The sequence below is a fragment of the Streptomyces sp. NPDC003027 genome, assembly GCF_053591435.1.
Map to the genome: position 1 here is coordinate 81018 of NZ_JBSFTU010000001.1, position 15388 is coordinate 96405.

The following is a 15388-nucleotide window of genomic DNA, read 5'->3' on the forward strand; positions in this document are numbered from 1 at the left end:
GTAAAGGTTTACGGGGCGGTCGGCGGTACGTGAGACCCTTGAGGTGTCTCTGACCGCCGACGAAAGCCTGCTTGTGACCGCCACGGATCGCTCCATCGAGCTCGTCAACGCCGCCGCCCAGGCGGCGGCCGACCGGCTCGCGCACGACATCATCGCGTACGACGTCAGTGATGTGCTGTCGATCACCGACGCCTTCCTGCTCGCCTCCGCTCCCAACGACCGCCAGGTCAAGTCGATCGTCGACGAGATCGAGGAGCGCCTGAACAAGGAGCTCGGCGCCAAGCCGGTGCGCCGGGAGGGCGACCGCGACGCCCGCTGGATCCTCCTGGACTACGTCGACATCGTCGTCCACGTCCAGCACAGCGAGGAGCGGGTCTTCTACGCCCTGGAGCGGCTCTGGAAGGACTGCCCCGAGCTGTCCCTGCCCGAGGACGCCCTGAAGACGCGCGGCAAGGCGGCGGAGCACGCCCGCCTCACCGGCGCCGACGGAGCGGACGGTGAGCTGAGCTGAACGGCACCAAGGGCGGCAAGGGCCGCCGCATCGTCCTGTGGCGCCACGGCCAGACCTCCTGGAACCTGGAGCGCCGTTTCCAGGGCTCCACGGACATCGAGCTGACCGAGACCGGTGTCGCCCAGGCGCGCCGGGCCGCCCGGCTCCTCGCCTCGCTGAAGCCGGACGCGATCATCGCCTCCGACCTGAAGCGGGCGGCGGCCACCGCGAGCGAGCTGGCCTCCCTCACCGGCCACCCCGTCGCGTACGACTCCGCCCTGCGCGAGACGTACGCGGGGGAGTGGCAGGGCCTGACCCACGACGAGATCGTCGCGCGGTACGGCGAGCAGTACGCCGCCTGGAAGCGCGGCGAGCCCGTGCGCCGGGGCGGCGGCGAACTGGAGACCGAGGTGGCCGACCGGGCCGCCCCGGTGGTCCTGGAGCACGTCGACAAGCTGCCCGAGGACGGCACGCTGGTCGTCGTCAGCCACGGCGGCACCATCCGCACCACCATCGGCCGTCTCCTCGACCTGGAGGCGCGTCACTGGGAGAGCCTGGGCGGGCTCTCCAACTGCTGCTGGTCGGTCCTCGGCGAGGGGGCCCGCGGCTGGCGTCTGCTCGAGCACAACGCCGGCACGCTGCCCGAACCGGTCCTCGGCGACGACGACTGACCGGCCGCGGCACCGCCCGAAGCCCCGGATTTCACTTTCCGGCAGGTCACAGGCTAAAGTTCTTCTTGTTCGCAGCGCGGAGCGCGAAGAACACGAGGGGCTATAGCTCAGTTGGTAGAGCGCCTGCATGGCATGCAGGAGGTCAGGAGTTCAATTCTCCTTAGCTCCACAGTCACCGAATCCCGTCCCCAGTAGGGGGCGGGATTCGTCGTTTCCCTCCCCTGCGCGCCCTCCTCCTCCGTATCGGCCCAAGCGCGCTGCCCTCTCTTGCGGCGCCATGGCAGAATCGGCACGGCCGGAGGGGACGAGGGTCCGGACGGGAGGGAGTGTGCGCATGGCCGCGAGCGGTTCCGATGGTGCCGAGTGTGCCGAGGTCGATACCGTCGCGGAGCCCGTCGAGGACCACCCCGGGGCCGAGGGCGGCGCCCGGGCCCGGCTCGACTGCCCCTCGTGCGGCTCTGCCCAGGTCGCCCAAGTGCTCGGCGACAACGGGGGAGTGTCCTATGTGTGCACGTCCTGCGGCCACAGCTGGAGCTGAGTGATGGGTGCACACAGGCGGAAGTGCGACTGGTGCGGCAGCGGTACGCCCATCGTCCGCGACATGGACCCGGTCAACACCGAGTACCAGTACTGGTGCGAGGAGTGCGCGCGGGCGCTGATCATAAAAGGCGACCCCATCGAGACCTACCGCGAGCTCGAGGGCGAGCCGATCTACGGACGGCTCCTCGACGAGCACTGCACCCTCAAGCGGTTCTACTCCTTCGCCACCGCCTGACGCCGTACCCGGCGAACAGCACCGTCACCGTCAGCGGATAGATGGCGGAGAGCACCATCTGACCGGCGTTCTGGTCGAGTTCGGGCCGCCCCGGGTCGTGCGGCACCCACCACAGCGCGAACGAGGCGAACGCCAGCGCCACCGGCACCAGCACCGGCCACACCGGCTTCACCCGGTCCGCTATCAGGAGCAGCAGCGGTACGCACCACACCCAGTGGTGGGACCAGGAGATGGGGCTGATCATCAGCGCCGTGACCGCGGAGACCACCACCGCCAGGGCTTTGTCCCCGCGCAGCGCGGCCCGTACCGCGAACACCATCGCCGCACCGCCGCAGACGGCCGCGGTGACCGCCCACCACATGCCCGGATCGTCGGTGTGCATCAGCCGGGCGAGCACCCCGCGCAGGGACTGGTTGGCGGTCTCCTCGGCGAAGCCCACCCGGCCGCTCTCGAAGAGCGTCCCGGTCCAGAAACGCCGGGAGTCGTACGGCAGGACCAGCGCGCTGAGCAGGGTCGCGGTGAGGAACGTCGCGGTCGCCGTGGCGGCCGCGCGCAGCCACGGGTTCCAGCCCTTGTCGCGCCGGAGGACCAACAGACCGGCGGCGAGGAGGAGGACGACGAAGAGCCCGGGTGTGAGCTTCACCGCAGTGGCGAGACCGATGCCGACCCCGGCCCAGCGGTGTCCCGTGCGCCGGGTGAGGTCCCAGAGCACCGCGACGGCGATGAGCAGATTGATCTGGCCGTACCGCAGCGTCGTCCACACCGGCTCGCACCAGACCACGGCGGCGGCCACCCAGAACGTCCTGCGCCACAGCTCCTCGCGCGGCAGGGCCGGGCGGACCAGTTGGAGCGAGAGCTGGACCAGCGCGATCACCAGGAGGAGGTTCCCCGCGGTGGCCAGCGTCCGCATCAGCGGGACGCCGACCAGCGTCAGCGGGACGAACAGCAGCCCGGCGAACGGCGGGTAGGTCATGGCGAGGTTCGCCGAGGTGGCGCGCATCGCGTAGAGATCGCCGCCGGCCCGGACCGTCTCGCCCTCGGCCCGGTAGACCATCACGTCGAGCATGTTCACGTGGGCCAGGCGCTGGGCCACCCAGAAGGCGATGAAGGAGAGCAGGCACACCGCCGCGGCGGTGGCGAGGGGCCACTGGCGGGCGCGGGCTCGGGAGAGGACGGACACGGTCACAGAGGGGGACCCTACCTGCCGTCCTCCGGCCCCCAGGGAAACGATTTGGTGATCCCCCGGAGAGCCGGTTAATGTTCTGTCTGTCGCCGCGGGGGAAACCCCGGAAACGGGGCGGACAGCACGGGGCTATAGCTCAGTTGGTAGAGCGCCTGCATGGCATGCAGGAGGTCAGGAGTTCAATTCTCCTTAGCTCCACAGAAGAGAAGCGGGTCATCCGGATCGGATGACCCGCTTCTTCGTGTGCTGGCATGTGCCGGCATGTGCCGGCATGTGCGGACGTGCGCCGCGTGTGCCGACGTGCGTGCCAGCGTCAACCCAGGCCGGTTCCCAGCGCCTTGCGGCCCGTGACCGGCGGCAGGACGGACCGCTCCGCGGGCGGCGCCTCCACCCGGAGCGCCAGCGCGGGACAGCGGCGTACGGCCCGCTGCGCGCGTCCTCGCAGATGCACCGGTACGGAAGTGTCGGCCAGGGCCGGATAGCCGTCCGGGCCCAGCCTGATCAGCTCCGGCACGATGTCGGCGCACAGTCCGTGCCCCTGGCACAGGGTCCAGTCCACGGCCAGTTTCTCGCCGCTCGGGATGGACTCCTCCAGGTCCTGGTAGCCGGGACCGGGCAGCGGCAGCACCCCCGTCGTGGGGCGGCCGCAGCCGCCGTCGAGGACATGGGCGGCCAGATCGTCCGTGAACGCCGACAGCGTGGAGGCGAAGAAGCGGGCCGAGCCGTCGGGATGCTTGCACGCGCCGCGGCCCTTCACCGCCTGCGTCACCTCCCGCAGCGCCTCCAGCGCGGCCGGGCCGCCGCCGTTCAGCACGTCCGACAGACCGCCGGCCGCCGCGGGCAGACCGAGCCGGCAGGGCCCGCACTGGCCGGCCGTCTCCGCCGCCAGCCAGTTCGCCACCCGCAGTGATTCGCCGAGCGGACACGTCTCGGGGCCGATGGGCAGGATCGCCCCGGCGCCCAGGGCGCCACCGACGGCCGCCAGGGAGGCGCGCGAGACGACGGCGTTGTGGACGGCGGTCGAGTCGATCCAGTTGCCGTGGTAGCCGCCGGTGAGGACGCCCTGCGGCAGCGCCGGGGCACCTGCCAGCTGGAGCACGTACCGCAGGGGGACGCCCGTCGGGACCTCGACCACCATGGGGCGCGCGACCGCCCCCGAGATCGTCAGGAGGACCGTGCCGGGCTCGGAGTCCAGGCCGGTGTGGCCGAAGCGGCGCGGGCCGATCCGGGCGGCGACGGCCAGCTGGGCGAACGTCTCGGCGTTGGAGAGCAGGGTCGGCGCGCCGCCCACCCCCGACTCCGCCGCGCGCTCACGGCGGCCCATGGGCAGAGCGGGGCCCCCGCCCGCCGCGCGGACGACCGCCGACGCCTCGCCGGAGACCATCCGCTCGGGAGTACGGACGACACGCGCGCGTAGTGCCTGCCCCCGCCGGTCGGAGAGGCCGCGTTCGGCCAGGGCGGCCCGGACGGAGATCTCCGTGGAGTTGCGGGTGACGGCGACGACCAGGGTCCGGGCGCCGAGCGCCTCGGCCGCCAGCAGGGCGCCGTCCAGAATCAGGTGCGGCGCGCGGTTGAGGAGCACCGTGTCCTTGCGGCAGGCCGGCTCGCCCTCGCTGCCGTTGATCACCACGACGGGGCGCACACCGCGGCGGATCGCCGCCTGCGCGACCGCCCTCAGCTTGCGGCCGAAGGGAAAACCGGCGCCACCGCGCCCGTGCAGGGATATCTCGTCCGTGAGCTGGGCGAGCCGCTCGCCACTCATCGGCTCCAGCGGTCCGTGCACCTTCAGGTGCATGGCGAGGCCGAGCCGCTCGACCAGGTCGAAGCCCTGGGTGAGCTGCGGCAGACCGACCACGCGGACCTCGGGGACGTCGGGGAGGGGTCGGTTCACGGGCGGTCCCCTCCGGGCGCGGTCCAGGGCTCACCCGCGGGCGGCGGGCTCGCGTGGGTCGGTGTCGGCATCGTGGGCGAGGGCGTGGGCCAGTAGCCCGGTCGGGAGGAAGGCGGGCGGGGAGAGGGGTCGGGGACGACGGGAAGCTCCTCGGTCATGGGGACGCGCTCGGCGAGCGGGGCGCCGGGGTCGACGGGTGCGGGCGGGTTCGGGGCGGGAAACGGGCTGCGGGAGACGGCGCGATAGGCGGCGGAGAAACCCGCGCCGGCGCGCGGGGGCGGTGGCGCCGTCTCGTACAACTGGGGTACGGGCGGAGGCGGCGGCGCGTTCACCGGGGGCCGGGCGACGGGGCGGTCCAGCCACTCGGCGGACAGCGTGGGGGGCTCGTCGGGGGGCGGCTCCCCCTCGTCGCGCCGCTGGGTCCCGGGGGGCCGCCCGGCGGCCGGTCGACCGCGGCGACCGCGGCGGCCGCGGCCCTCCAGGGAGGTCAGGAACGCGGCCAGCCGGTCGGCGAGCTCGCGCTGCGCCGGGGCGGGCAACTGGCGCAGCGCGACGGCCGCGGCGACCGCCGCGAGGGCCAGGCAGTACACGACCACGACCCAGCCGGCGGCCGGCCGGCCCGCGTACAGGCCGTGGACCAGGGCGAAGCACCACGCGGGGTAGGCCAGCATGTGCAGCGGCCGCCAGTGGGCGGCGAACCGGCTCCGGCAGGCCAGGGTGCTGCGCAGAGCGCCGGTCGCGGCGGCGATCACCATCAGCAGACCGGCGAGGGAGCCGAAGCCGATCAGACCGGCCGCGCCGGTGATGCCGAGGCCGAAGGGGATCAGCGCGCCGATCGGCTCGACATGACCGAGGGAGACCTTGATCGTGCCGTGCAGCAGCAGAAAGCCGAGGGAGGCGACGGCGGTGGCGCGGTGGACGCCCTGCGCGAGCAGCCGGTGACGCGCGGAGAGTAGCAGGCGGTCGGTGGCGACGAGGCCCCACGCGACCGAGGCGGTCAGCGCCACCAGCGACAGCACACCGGTGGTGAAGTCGAGCGCGGCCCGGAAACCGTCACTGCCGCCTATCGCGAGCAGCGGAATGATCACCAGTCCCGCGACCGAAAGCCCGCCCCGGACCGGCCGGCTCAAACCGGTTCGCAGGGCGGGAGAAGAACGGATCTTGCGATGAGGGTTCATGGGGGCGACTCCGGAATGGTGCGGATAAGCGGTCCCGTTGCCGCATGCTAAGTCGCTGCATACCGACCGGTAGGTGGTTTGCTCGTTTACGCGGGGCGCGACGCGCAACTGACTCTGGGGTTGCCCTGGATAGGGGCGATACGCGGAGTAACCCGGGCGCCTCGGGCGCCCTGCGGCCCAGCGGACGGAACGTCGGTGCGGGTCGCTCGGGCCCTGCGGTACCCTGACGCCATGCGTGCCGTACGCCTTCTGCTTAGCGAGCCGCGCTGATCAGTCCCGACGGATGAAAGATCCGGTCGGAATCGGCGCGGCGTCCCCTCCTGTGCGAGGGGATTTTTCATTTCGTGGCATTTCGTGGCAGTGGGCAGAGACGATCGATGGAGCTTCAAGGATCATGAGCGAGATGAATTCGGCTGCCGAGACGGCGGCCCCGCATCGTTATACGGCGGCCATGGCCGCCGACATCGAGGCACGCTGGCAGGACTTCTGGGACGCCGAAGGCACGTACGAGGCGCCGAACCCCACCGGCGACCTGGCGGGCGACCCCGATATCGCCGCCCGGCCCAAGAAGTTCATCATGGACATGTTCCCGTACCCGTCGGGCGCGGGCCTGCACGTCGGCCACCCGCTGGGCTACATCGCCACCGACGTCTTCGCCCGCCACCAGCGCATGACCGGGCACAACGTGCTGCACACCCTGGGCTTCGACGCCTTCGGCCTGCCGGCCGAGCAGTACGCCGTGCAGACGGGCACGCACCCGCGCGTGTCGACCGAGGCCAACATGGAGAACATGAAGGTCCAGCTGCGCCGGCTGGGCCTGGGCCACGACAAGCGCCGGTCGTTCGCCACGATCGACCCGGAGTACTACAAGTGGACCCAGTGGATCTTCCTGCAGATCTTCAACTCCTGGTACGACGACGAGGCCGGTAGGGCCCGGCCGATCGCCGAACTGGTCGAGCAGTTCGAGAACGGCACGCGCGAGGTCCCCGGCACGCGCGCGTGGAGCGAGCTGACCGCCGCCGAGCGCGCCGACGTCCTGGGCGACTTCCGCCTGGCGTACGCCTCCGACGCCCCCGTCAACTGGTGCCCCGGCCTGGGCACGGTCCTGGCCAACGAGGAGGTCACCGCCGACGGACGCTCCGAGCGCGGCAACTTCCCCGTCTTCAAGGCCAAGCTGCGCCAGTGGAACATGCGCATCACCGCCTACGCGGACCGCCTGCTGGACGACCTGGACGCGCTGGACTGGCCCGAGGCCATCAAACTGCAGCAGCGGAACTGGATCGGCCGCTCCGAGGGCGCCCGCGTCGACTTCCAGGTCGGCGACTCCGACGCCATCACCGTCTTCACCACCCGCCAGGACACCCTGTTCGGCGCCACCTACATGGTCCTGGCCCCCGAGCACCCCCTGGTCGACGGCGCCGCGAAGATCATCCCGGCCGCCTGGCCCGAGGGCACCCACGACGTGTGGACCGGCGGCCACGCCACCCCCGCCGAGGCCGTCGACGCCTACCGCAAGCAGGCCGCCTCCAAGTCCGACGTCGAGCGGCAGGCCGAGGCCAAGGACAAGACCGGCGTCTTCACCGGCGTGTACGCCACCAACCCGGTCAGCGGCGAGCAGGTCCCCGTCTTCATCGCCGACTACGTCCTGATGGGCTACGGCACCGGCGCGATCATGGCCGTCCCGGCGCACGACTCCCGGGACTTCGCCTTCGCGCGCGCCTTCGAGCTGCCGATGCGCTGCGTCGTCGAGCCGAGCGACGGCCGCGGCACCGACCCGTCCACCTGGGACGACGCCTTCTCCTCGTACGAGGCGAAGCTGATCAACTCGTCGAACGGCGACGTCACGCTGGACGGCCTGGGCGTCGTCGAGGCCAAGGCGAGGATCACCGCCTGGCTGGCCGACCGGGGCATCGGCGAGGGCACCGTCAACTTCCGGCTGCGCGACTGGCTGTTCAGCCGCCAGCGCTACTGGGGCGAGCCCTTCCCGATCGTGTACGACGAGGACGGCATCGCGCACCCGCTGCCCGAGTCGATGCTGCCGCTGGAGCTGCCGGAGGTCGACGACTACTCGCCGCGCACCTTCGACCCGGACGACGCCGACACCCAGCCGGAGACGCCGCTGTCGCGCAACGAGGACTGGGTCAACGTCACCCTGGACCTGGGCGACGGGCCGAGGAAGTACCGCCGCGAGACCAACACCATGCCCAACTGGGCCGGTTCCTGCTGGTACGAGCTGCGCTATCTGGACCCGCACAACGACCAGAAGCTGGTCGACCCGGCCATCGAGCAGTACTGGATGGGCCCGCGCGAGGGCATGCCGACCGGTGGCGTCGACCTGTACGTCGGCGGTGCCGAGCACGCCGTACTGCACCTGCTGTACGCGCGGTTCTGGTCCAAGGTGCTGTTCGACCTGGGCCACATCTCCTCCGCCGAGCCGTTCCACAAGCTGTACAACCAGGGCATGATCCAGGCCTTCGTCTACCGCGACGCGCGCGGGATCGCGGTGCCGGCGGCCGAGGTCGAGGAGCGCGACGGCGGCTTCTGGTACCAGGGCGAGAAGGTCAGCCGTGTTCTGGGCAAGATGGGCAAGTCCCTGAAGAACGCGGTCACCCCGGACGAGATCTGCGCCGAGTACGGCGCCGACACCCTGCGCCTGTACGAGATGGCGATGGGCCCGCTGGACGTCTCGCGCCCCTGGGACACGCGCGCGGTGGTCGGCCAGTACCGGCTGCTGCAGCGGCTGTGGCGCAACATCGTCGACGAGTCGACCGGCGAGGTCACGGTCGTCGACACCGCGCCCGACGAGGACACGCTGCGCGCCCTGCACAAGGCGATCGACGGCGTCTCGCAGGACATGGCGGCCATGCGGTTCAACACCGCCATCGCCAAGGTCACGGAGCTGAACAACCACCTGACCAAGGCGGGCGGAGCGGTGTCGCGGCCGGTCGCCGAGCAGCTGGTGCTGCTGGTCGCCCCGCTGGCCCCGCACATCGCCGAGGAGCTGTGGCGCAAGCTCGGCCACACCGACTCGGTCGTCCACCAGGACTTCCCCGTCGCCGACCCGGCGTACGTCGTCGACGAGACGGTGACCTGCGTCGTGCAGATCAAGGGCAAGGTCAAGGCGCGTCTGGAGGTCTCGCCGTCGATCAGCGACGCGGAGCTGGAGGCGCTGGCCCTCGGTGACGCGAACGTGGTCGCGGCGCTGGGCGGCGCGCAGATCCGCAAGGTGATCGTGCGCGCGCCGAAGCTGGTCAACATCGTGGCCGGCTGACGACGAGGCATGGGGGCTTTCCCCTACGGGCAGGTTGGGGGTTCCGATGGAACCCTCATCCTGCCCGCTGCGTTTACCGTGGAGAACGACAGCTGAGGAGACCCGACGCGCGAGGCGACTCGCGAGCCGGGGAACTCGACCGACGCCGGAGGGGCGCACATGGAAGCCGCGATTGTGATCATGGCGCTGCTCTTCTTCGCCTTCGTGGCGCTGGGGGTGTACGCCACCGTGAAGGTCGCCAAGGCCGCCAAGCGCGGTGTCGACCGCACGATCACACAGGCCCGGCGCACGGTCGAGGACACCACACTGCGCGCCAAGAGCTACGGCCAGATCGGGGTCGCCGGTGAACTGGCCCAGCTGAGGCTCTCGCTGCGCACCTCGATGCGGGCCACGCAGGAGGCCCTGCGGGCAGGTGCCGCCGAGGACGCGTCGCTGAAGGAGACCCTGGACCTCTTCCACCGGCTGAGCGCCCACGGTCAGGAGCTCGACGAGGAGCTCAAGCGCCTGGAGCGGGAGCCGGACCGCACGAGGGTGGCCGGTCAGCTCCCCGAGCTGCGGCAGCGTACGGAACAGATCACACAGTCGGCGGACTCACTGCGCTGGGCCGCCCGGGACCGGGCGCGCAGGTTCGCGGAGGACGACCTGTCCTCGCTGAGTGCGCAGATCGACCTGGAGGCGGGCGCGCTGCGCCACTGGACGGTGACCGACGCCCAGGGACGTGACACGGCCGACTTCTCGTGGCCCGAGGCAGGCGTCGCCGCGCCCGGTGCCGACCCGGGGCAGGTGTGGCCGGCGGAAGCCGAGGCGGAGCCGGGGAGGGCCTCGGGTGCTTCCGGTGCCACCGCCCCCAAGGGCGGCGAGGGTCAGCGGACCCCGCCCGCGATCACGCCCCGCGATCCTCGGCAGACGGCCTATCCCTGGGAGAAGTCCGCCCGGCCCGAGACCACCAACTGAGGCGGCGCTGACACCGGTTGACCGCGCGCCAGGACGGGAGACCCCTCCTGCGCGGTGACATGGCCCGTTTCCGTGCGAGGGCCGGGCTGCCGCGGGGCGGCCTTGGCGGGTAACCTCCCGCTCATGTCCCGGCATGTCGCGATCGTCACCGATTCCACGGCCTACCTGCCACCGCAGACGATGGAGCGGCACGGCATCACAGCGGTACCGCTGACCGTCGTCATCGGCGACCGGGCCCTTGAGGAGGGCACCGAGATCTCGGCGCGGTCCCTGGCCCAGGCGCTCCAGAAACGGCGGCCGGTGACCACCTCGCGTCCCAGCCCCGAGGTCTTCGCGGCGACCTATCGCGCCGCGGCCGAGGCCGGCGCGCGGAGCATCGTCTCGCTCCACCTCTCCGCCGAGGTCTCCGGCACGTACGACGCCGCCGTGCTGGCGGCGAAGGACGCACCCGTGCCCGTACGGGTGGTGGACACCCGGATGATGGGGATGGCGCTCGGGTTCTGCGCACTGGCGGCGGCCGAGGTCGCGGAGGCGGGCGGATCGCTCGACGAGGCGGTCGCCGCGGCCGAGAAGCGGGCCGCGGGCACCTCCGCCTTCTTCTACGTCGACACGCTCGAATACCTGCGCAGGGGTGGGCGCATCGGGGCAGCGCAGGCGCTGCTGGGCTCCGCGCTCGCCGTGAAGCCGCTCCTCGAACTCGAGGGGGGCCGGATCGAACTGCGCGAGAAGGTACGCACGGCGTCGAGGGCCATCGCCCGGCTGGAGGAGATCGCCGTGGAGCGGGCGGGCTCCGGCCCGGTGGATGTCGCCGTGCACCACCTCTCCGCGCCCGAGCGGGCCGCCGTGCTGGCCGAGCGCCTGCGTGAGCGACTGACAGGCGTGGAGGCGTTGCAGGTCAGTGAGGTGGGAGCGGTGATCGGCGCGCACACGGGCCCGGGCCTGCTCGCGGTCGTCGTCTCACCCCGCTGAGGTGTTCCGTCACCCGTGGGAGTGACGCGTTTTTCCACAACCGGTCAGTAATGCACCGGAATCGAGGCGTCTCAGCGGGTTCCCGCCGATGTGCCTACCGTCTCGTGCATGGCTCTTCGCACTGGTTTCACGGCACGTCAGGCACTTCACTCATCTCCCTCCGAGGCGACCGCGTCCCCGGTGAGGGCACCGAGGGCGACCAGCGGCCCCGGTCGCGCCCCGGGATCGGACGGCCGCGCCCGGCGGCGGTCCCGGGGGCGACACGCGGTCGCGGCGACCCGCGCGACCGTCAGGCACCGGGGCGACGCCCTCTTCCCACCCGCCGGCGCCGGCGTCACCTCCGGTACGTCCGCTGCTCACGGCACGCCTGTCTCTTCCGGCACGTCCGCCGCCGGGCCCGAACCACCGGACGACCGGGTACGGCAGGAGAGGCTCGGGCCCCGGCGGCGGGAGCGGCTGGGGCTCGCGCTCAGGGAACGGCTGCCGATGTGGGTGCAGTCGAGATGCGGTCTCGAACCGAGGACGCTGGCCGCGCTGGCCGTGATCCTGGTGGTGGCGGCGGGCTTCGCCGGACGCTACTTCTGGACCGGGCGGCCGGAAGCGGTGCGGGCACCGGAGATCGTGCGCGCCGCGCCGCTTCCGGAGAGCGGGGCCTCTCCGCCGGCCCCGGAACCGCTCACCCCGGCCACGGGAACGCCGCCACCGGCGGTGGTGGTCGACGTGAGCGGCAAGGTACGACGGCCCGGGGTGCTGACGCTGCCGTCGGGATCGAGGGTGGCGGACGCCCTGCGGGCGGCCGGAGGGGTCCGGCCGGGTACGGACGTCACCGGCCTCAACCGGGCCAGGATCCTCATGGACGGCGAACAGGTGGTCGTCGGCCTGCCGATGCCGGCTGCGGCCGTCGGCGCGTCCGGCAGCGGTTCGGGCATCGGCGCAGGTGCGGCGGCCGGCCGGCGGGCGATGCCGCTCAGCCTCAACGCGGCGACCGTGGAGCAGCTCGACACCCTGCCCGGCGTCGGGCCGGTCCTGGCCCAGCACATCGTGGACCATCGCACCGAGCACGGCGGGTTCCGGTCGGTCGCCGAGCTGCGTGAGGTCAACGGCATCGGCGAACGCAGGTTCGCGGATCTCGAACCGCTGGTCCGGCCATGAGCCCGAGCGACGAGGGGCCGGTCGATCTCCGGCTGGTACCACCGGCGTTGGCCGCCTGGGGAGCGGCGGCGATCGCCGTGGGCGTCCCCGGGTGGTGGACGTTCACGGGGGTGCTGCTGTGTGCCGCGGGGGCGGCGCTGCTGTTGCTTCCCGTGGTGGCTCGGGCGGGGCGGGGGAGGGCGTGGCGGCTCAGGGCCACGGCGGGGGCGGCGGCGCTGCTCTGCGCCGGGGCCGGTGCGGCGTCGGGCGGGCTGCACGCGGCGGACCTGGGCCGGGGGCCGGTACCGGGACTCGCCGGGGAGTACGCCCGGGTGAGCGCCGAGGTGACGGTCACCTCCGATCCACGGCTCACCCGGCCGCGGATCCGGGGCGACCACGCGGCCCCGGTCTCCGTCGTCCTGCACGGGGAGGTCACTCGCGTCGAGGCGACCGACGGTTCGGCGCACCGGACCAGGACGCCGGTGCTCGTGATCGTGCCGGCGGGCGGCTCCCAGGGGCGGTGGCTCGGTCTGCTGCCCTCCACCCGGCTGCGGGTCGACGGACGGCTCGCTCCGACCACCCGTGAGGGCGAACCGCTGGCGGCGGTGCTCCGGGTCGACCGGGAGCTGCCACCGCGGATCACCGGTCCGCCGAGTGGCTTGCAGCGGACGGCGGGCGAGCTCCGCGCCGGACTACGGCGCGCGACCGAGGATCTCGGGCCGGACGCTCGGGCGCTGCTGCCGGGGCTGGTCGTCGGGGACACCTCCCGGATCGACCCCGAGTTGAGCGACGCCTTCCGGGCCACCGATCTCACCCACCTTCTCGCGGTGTCCGGGTCCAACCTCACCATCGTCCTGCTGCTCCTGGTCGGCAGACCGGGCACCGCGCTGCGCGCGGAGCGCGGTGGGCTCGCTCCTCGCCTCGGTATTCCGCTGCGGTCCACCGCGCTGATCGGCGGCGGTCTCACCCTTGCCTTCGTCATCGTCTGCCGGCCCGACCCGAGCGTGCTGCGAGCGGCGGCCTGCGGCCTGGTCGCCCTCCTCGCCATCGGCACCGGGCGGCGCAGATCGCTGCTGCCCGCGCTCGCCGCGGCGGTGCTGCTGCTGGTGCTGTACGACCCGTGGCTGGCGCGAAGCCATGGCTTCCTGCTCTCCGTGCTCGCGACCGGGGCGCTGCTCACGATCGCGCCGCGCTGGAGCGAGGCGCTGCGGCGGCGCCGCGTGCCGGAGAGGCCGGCGGAGGCGCTGGCCGCCGCCCTGGCGGCCCAGGCGGTGTGCGCGCCGGTGGTGGCGGTCTTCGCGGCCCGGGTGAGCCTGGTCGCGATCCCGTGCAATCTTCTCGCCGAGCCGGCGGTCGCCCCCGCGACGGTTCTCGGGTTCGCCGTCCTCGCCCTGGCACCGGTGTCTCCCCGGGCCGCCGAACTGGTCGCGCGGCTCGCGGCCTGGCCCGCCGAGTGGGTCGCCGAAGTCGCCCGCGCCGGGGCCGCGCTGCCGGGGGCGGAGGCGGTGTGGCCGGGCGGCTGGCGGGGCGGGCTGTTCCTGGCGGTCCTCTTCGGTCTGCTGGTGCTCGGCGCGCGGAAGCTGCCCGGTCGGCGGGTGATCGGAGCCGGGTGCGCCGTCCTGCTGCTTGTTGTGGTGGTGCGGCCGGTGCCGCTGACCCGGCTGGTCACCGGATGGCCGCCGCCGGGCTGGGCGTTCGCCATGTGCCAGGTCGGGCAGGGGGACGCGACCGTGCTCGCGGCCGGAGGGGATGCGGCCGTCGTGGTGGACGCCGGGCCCGATCCGGCGTTGGTGGACCGCTGCCTGCGCGACCTCGGGGTCCGACGGGTCCCCCTGGTGGTGCTCACGCATTTCCACGCGGACCATGTCGCCGGTCTCGCGGGAGTGCTGCGGGGGCGGGCCGTCGGCGCGATCCAGACGACAGGGCTGGAAGAGCCGCCCGGGCAGGCGGCGTTCGTGCGGCGGCAGGCGGCGGCGGCCGGGGTCCCCGTCGTCCGGGCGTGGCCCGGGGAGCGACGGAGCCTGGGGCCGCTGGAGTGGCAGGTGCTGTGGCCCCGGGCGGCACCCGGGGCGGTGGAGGAAGGTGAGTCCGGGCCGAACGACGCCAGCGTCACCCTGCTCGTCCGGACGGCGGCCGGGATGACCCTGCTCCTCCTCGGGGACCTGGAGCCTCCCGCCCAGCAGGCCCTGGCGCGTGCCTACCCCGCCCTGCGACCGGTGGACGTGCTCAAGGTCGCCCACCACGGCTCCGCCCATCAGGATCCCGGGCTGATACGGGCCGTGCGACCGAGGCTGGCGCTGGTGTCGACCGGTCGCGACAACCCGTACGGGCACCCGTCGGCCCGAACGGTCGAGGCACTGCGGGCCGGGGGAGCGGAGGTGCTCAGGACGGACCAGGACGGAGCGATCGCGGTGACGGGTGCGGGCCCGGGCCTCCGGGCACTGCCGAGAGGAGACGGCTGGTGAGCGCTCGGCCCGCCGAGGAACCCGTACCGGCTCCGTAGGCCCTCGCCCGCCGAGGAACCCGTGCCGGCTCCGTAGGCGACCAGGCGACCAGGCGACCGTCGAGTCATCCGTACCGGCGCCGCGGCCACCCGCGACCCGCAGCTCCTACGGTGCTTCCAGCCAGCCCTCGTACTCGGCGGCGAGCGCGTCCAGCGCCGCGGAGTCGAGCCGGCCCTCCGGGTCCTCCACGACGACCAGCCACTGGGCGTCCTCCGCGTCGTCCTCGCCCGCCAGGGCGTCCCTGACGAGCTTCGGCTCCTCGGCGACACCGAAGCGGGCGGGCAGTTCCTCGGCGACCTCCTCGGCGGCGTCGCGGTCCGGCAGTACGAGTACGTGTCGTTCGCTCACCAGGACATTCTCCGGTACGGGAG

Annotated in this window: 13 protein-coding genes and 2 tRNA genes; 11 read left to right on the forward strand and 4 right to left on the reverse strand. The window is 72.8% G+C overall.

Annotated elements, in window-relative coordinates:
• Positions 1 to 73: 73 nt before the first annotated feature.
• From rsfS to ACWDX6_RS00370, 5 genes are all read left to right on the forward strand, one after another.
• Positions 74 to 511 carry a ribosome silencing factor gene (gene rsfS, locus ACWDX6_RS00350; RefSeq protein ID WP_451482706.1) on the forward strand — a complete coding sequence of 146 codons (438 nt, stop codon included), beginning with the start codon at positions 74 to 76 and terminating at the stop codon, positions 509 to 511.
• Positions 508 to 1161: a histidine phosphatase family protein gene (locus ACWDX6_RS00355; RefSeq protein WP_451482934.1), complete on the forward strand. Its 654-nt coding sequence runs from the start codon at positions 508 to 510 to the stop codon at positions 1159 to 1161. The genes rsfS and ACWDX6_RS00355 overlap by 4 nt, the downstream gene beginning before the upstream one ends.
• Before the next feature lie 96 nt (positions 1162 to 1257).
• A tRNA-Ala gene (locus ACWDX6_RS00360) sits at positions 1258 to 1330 on the forward strand.
• A 165-nt stretch (positions 1331 to 1495) separates the two neighbouring features.
• Positions 1496 to 1699 carry a hypothetical protein gene (locus ACWDX6_RS00365; protein WP_451482707.1) on the forward strand — a complete coding sequence of 68 codons (204 nt, stop codon included), beginning with the start codon at positions 1496 to 1498 and terminating at the stop codon, positions 1697 to 1699.
• Positions 1700 to 1702: 3 nt separating this feature from the next.
• The gene (locus tag ACWDX6_RS00370; protein WP_137989347.1) at positions 1703 to 1936 is read left to right on the forward strand and encodes a hypothetical protein; all 234 of its coding nucleotides are present in this window, start codon (positions 1703 to 1705) and stop codon (positions 1934 to 1936) included.
• Here ACWDX6_RS00370 and ACWDX6_RS00375 read toward each other — a convergent pair.
• Positions 1905 to 3122 carry a glycosyltransferase 87 family protein gene (locus tag ACWDX6_RS00375; RefSeq protein ID WP_451482708.1) on the reverse strand — a complete coding sequence of 406 codons (1218 nt, stop codon included), beginning with the start codon at positions 3120 to 3122 and terminating at the stop codon, positions 1905 to 1907. The genes ACWDX6_RS00370 and ACWDX6_RS00375 overlap by 32 nt on opposite strands.
• Before the next feature lie 122 nt (positions 3123 to 3244).
• On the opposite strand from ACWDX6_RS00375, the gene ACWDX6_RS00380 reads away from it, so the two are divergent.
• Positions 3245 to 3317 (forward strand) — tRNA-Ala (locus ACWDX6_RS00380).
• Positions 3318 to 3432: 115 nt separating this feature from the next.
• Here the strand turns inward: ACWDX6_RS00380 and ACWDX6_RS00385 are convergent.
• Together ACWDX6_RS00385 and ACWDX6_RS00390 are read right to left on the reverse strand one after the other, a co-directional pair.
• The gene (locus ACWDX6_RS00385; protein ID WP_451482709.1) at positions 3433 to 5010 is read right to left on the reverse strand and encodes an NADH-ubiquinone oxidoreductase-F iron-sulfur binding region domain-containing protein; all 1578 of its coding nucleotides are present in this window, start codon (positions 5008 to 5010) and stop codon (positions 3433 to 3435) included.
• Positions 5007 to 6188, reverse strand: coding sequence for a hypothetical protein (locus ACWDX6_RS00390; RefSeq protein WP_451482710.1), 1182 nt, complete (start codon positions 6186 to 6188; stop codon positions 5007 to 5009). Before ACWDX6_RS00390 ends, ACWDX6_RS00385 begins: the two co-directional genes overlap by 4 nt.
• Before the next feature lie 394 nt (positions 6189 to 6582).
• Between ACWDX6_RS00390 and leuS the strand changes: the two genes are divergently transcribed.
• The 5 genes from leuS (at position 6583) to ACWDX6_RS00415 (ending at position 14978) form a co-directional block, all read left to right on the forward strand.
• Complete coding sequence (gene leuS, locus ACWDX6_RS00395) at positions 6583 to 9459, forward strand: leucine--tRNA ligase (RefSeq protein ID WP_451482711.1); 2877 nt, start codon at positions 6583 to 6585, stop codon at positions 9457 to 9459.
• Between the two features lie 159 nt (positions 9460 to 9618).
• Positions 9619 to 10413 (forward strand): hypothetical protein, encoded by a 795-nt coding sequence (locus tag ACWDX6_RS00400; protein WP_451482712.1) that lies wholly within the window; start codon positions 9619 to 9621, stop codon positions 10411 to 10413.
• 123 nt (positions 10414 to 10536) lie between these two features.
• Entirely contained in the window at positions 10537 to 11382 is an 846-nt protein-coding gene (locus ACWDX6_RS00405; protein WP_451482713.1) for a DegV family protein, read from the forward strand.
• A gap of 486 nt (positions 11383 to 11868) precedes the next feature.
• The gene (locus ACWDX6_RS00410) at positions 11869 to 12534 is read left to right on the forward strand and encodes a helix-hairpin-helix domain-containing protein (RefSeq protein ID WP_451482714.1); all 666 of its coding nucleotides are present in this window, start codon (positions 11869 to 11871) and stop codon (positions 12532 to 12534) included.
• Complete coding sequence (locus tag ACWDX6_RS00415; RefSeq protein ID WP_451482715.1) at positions 12531 to 14978, forward strand: ComEC/Rec2 family competence protein; 2448 nt, start codon at positions 12531 to 12533, stop codon at positions 14976 to 14978. Before ACWDX6_RS00410 ends, ACWDX6_RS00415 begins: the two co-directional genes overlap by 4 nt.
• Positions 14979 to 15122: 144 nt before the next feature.
• Here ACWDX6_RS00415 and ACWDX6_RS00420 read toward each other — a convergent pair whose 3' ends face one another.
• A complete protein-coding gene (locus ACWDX6_RS00420) occupies positions 15123 to 15368 on the reverse strand; it encodes a hypothetical protein (RefSeq protein WP_451482935.1) in 246 nt (81 codons plus the stop codon).
• Between the last annotated feature and the right edge of the window lie 20 nt (positions 15369 to 15388).

Coding starts and splice junctions, on each gene's coding strand:
- ACWDX6_RS00365 (WP_451482707.1), top strand. CDS start 1,496: ATGGCCGCGAGCGGTTCCGATGGTGCCGAGTGTGCCGAGGTCGATACC.
- ACWDX6_RS00370 (WP_137989347.1), top strand. CDS start 1,703: ATGGGTGCACACAGGCGGAAGTGCGACTGGTGCGGCAGCGGTACGCCC.
- ACWDX6_RS00390 (WP_451482710.1), bottom strand. CDS start 6,188: ATGAACCCTCATCGCAAGATCCGTTCTTCTCCCGCCCTGCGAACCGGT.
- leuS (WP_451482711.1), top strand. CDS start 6,583: ATGAGCGAGATGAATTCGGCTGCCGAGACGGCGGCCCCGCATCGTTAT.
- ACWDX6_RS00400 (WP_451482712.1), top strand. CDS start 9,619: ATGGAAGCCGCGATTGTGATCATGGCGCTGCTCTTCTTCGCCTTCGTG.
- ACWDX6_RS00405 (WP_451482713.1), top strand. CDS start 10,537: ATGTCCCGGCATGTCGCGATCGTCACCGATTCCACGGCCTACCTGCCA.
- ACWDX6_RS00410 (WP_451482714.1), top strand. CDS start 11,869: ATGTGGGTGCAGTCGAGATGCGGTCTCGAACCGAGGACGCTGGCCGCG.
- ACWDX6_RS00415 (WP_451482715.1), top strand. CDS start 12,531: ATGAGCCCGAGCGACGAGGGGCCGGTCGATCTCCGGCTGGTACCACCG.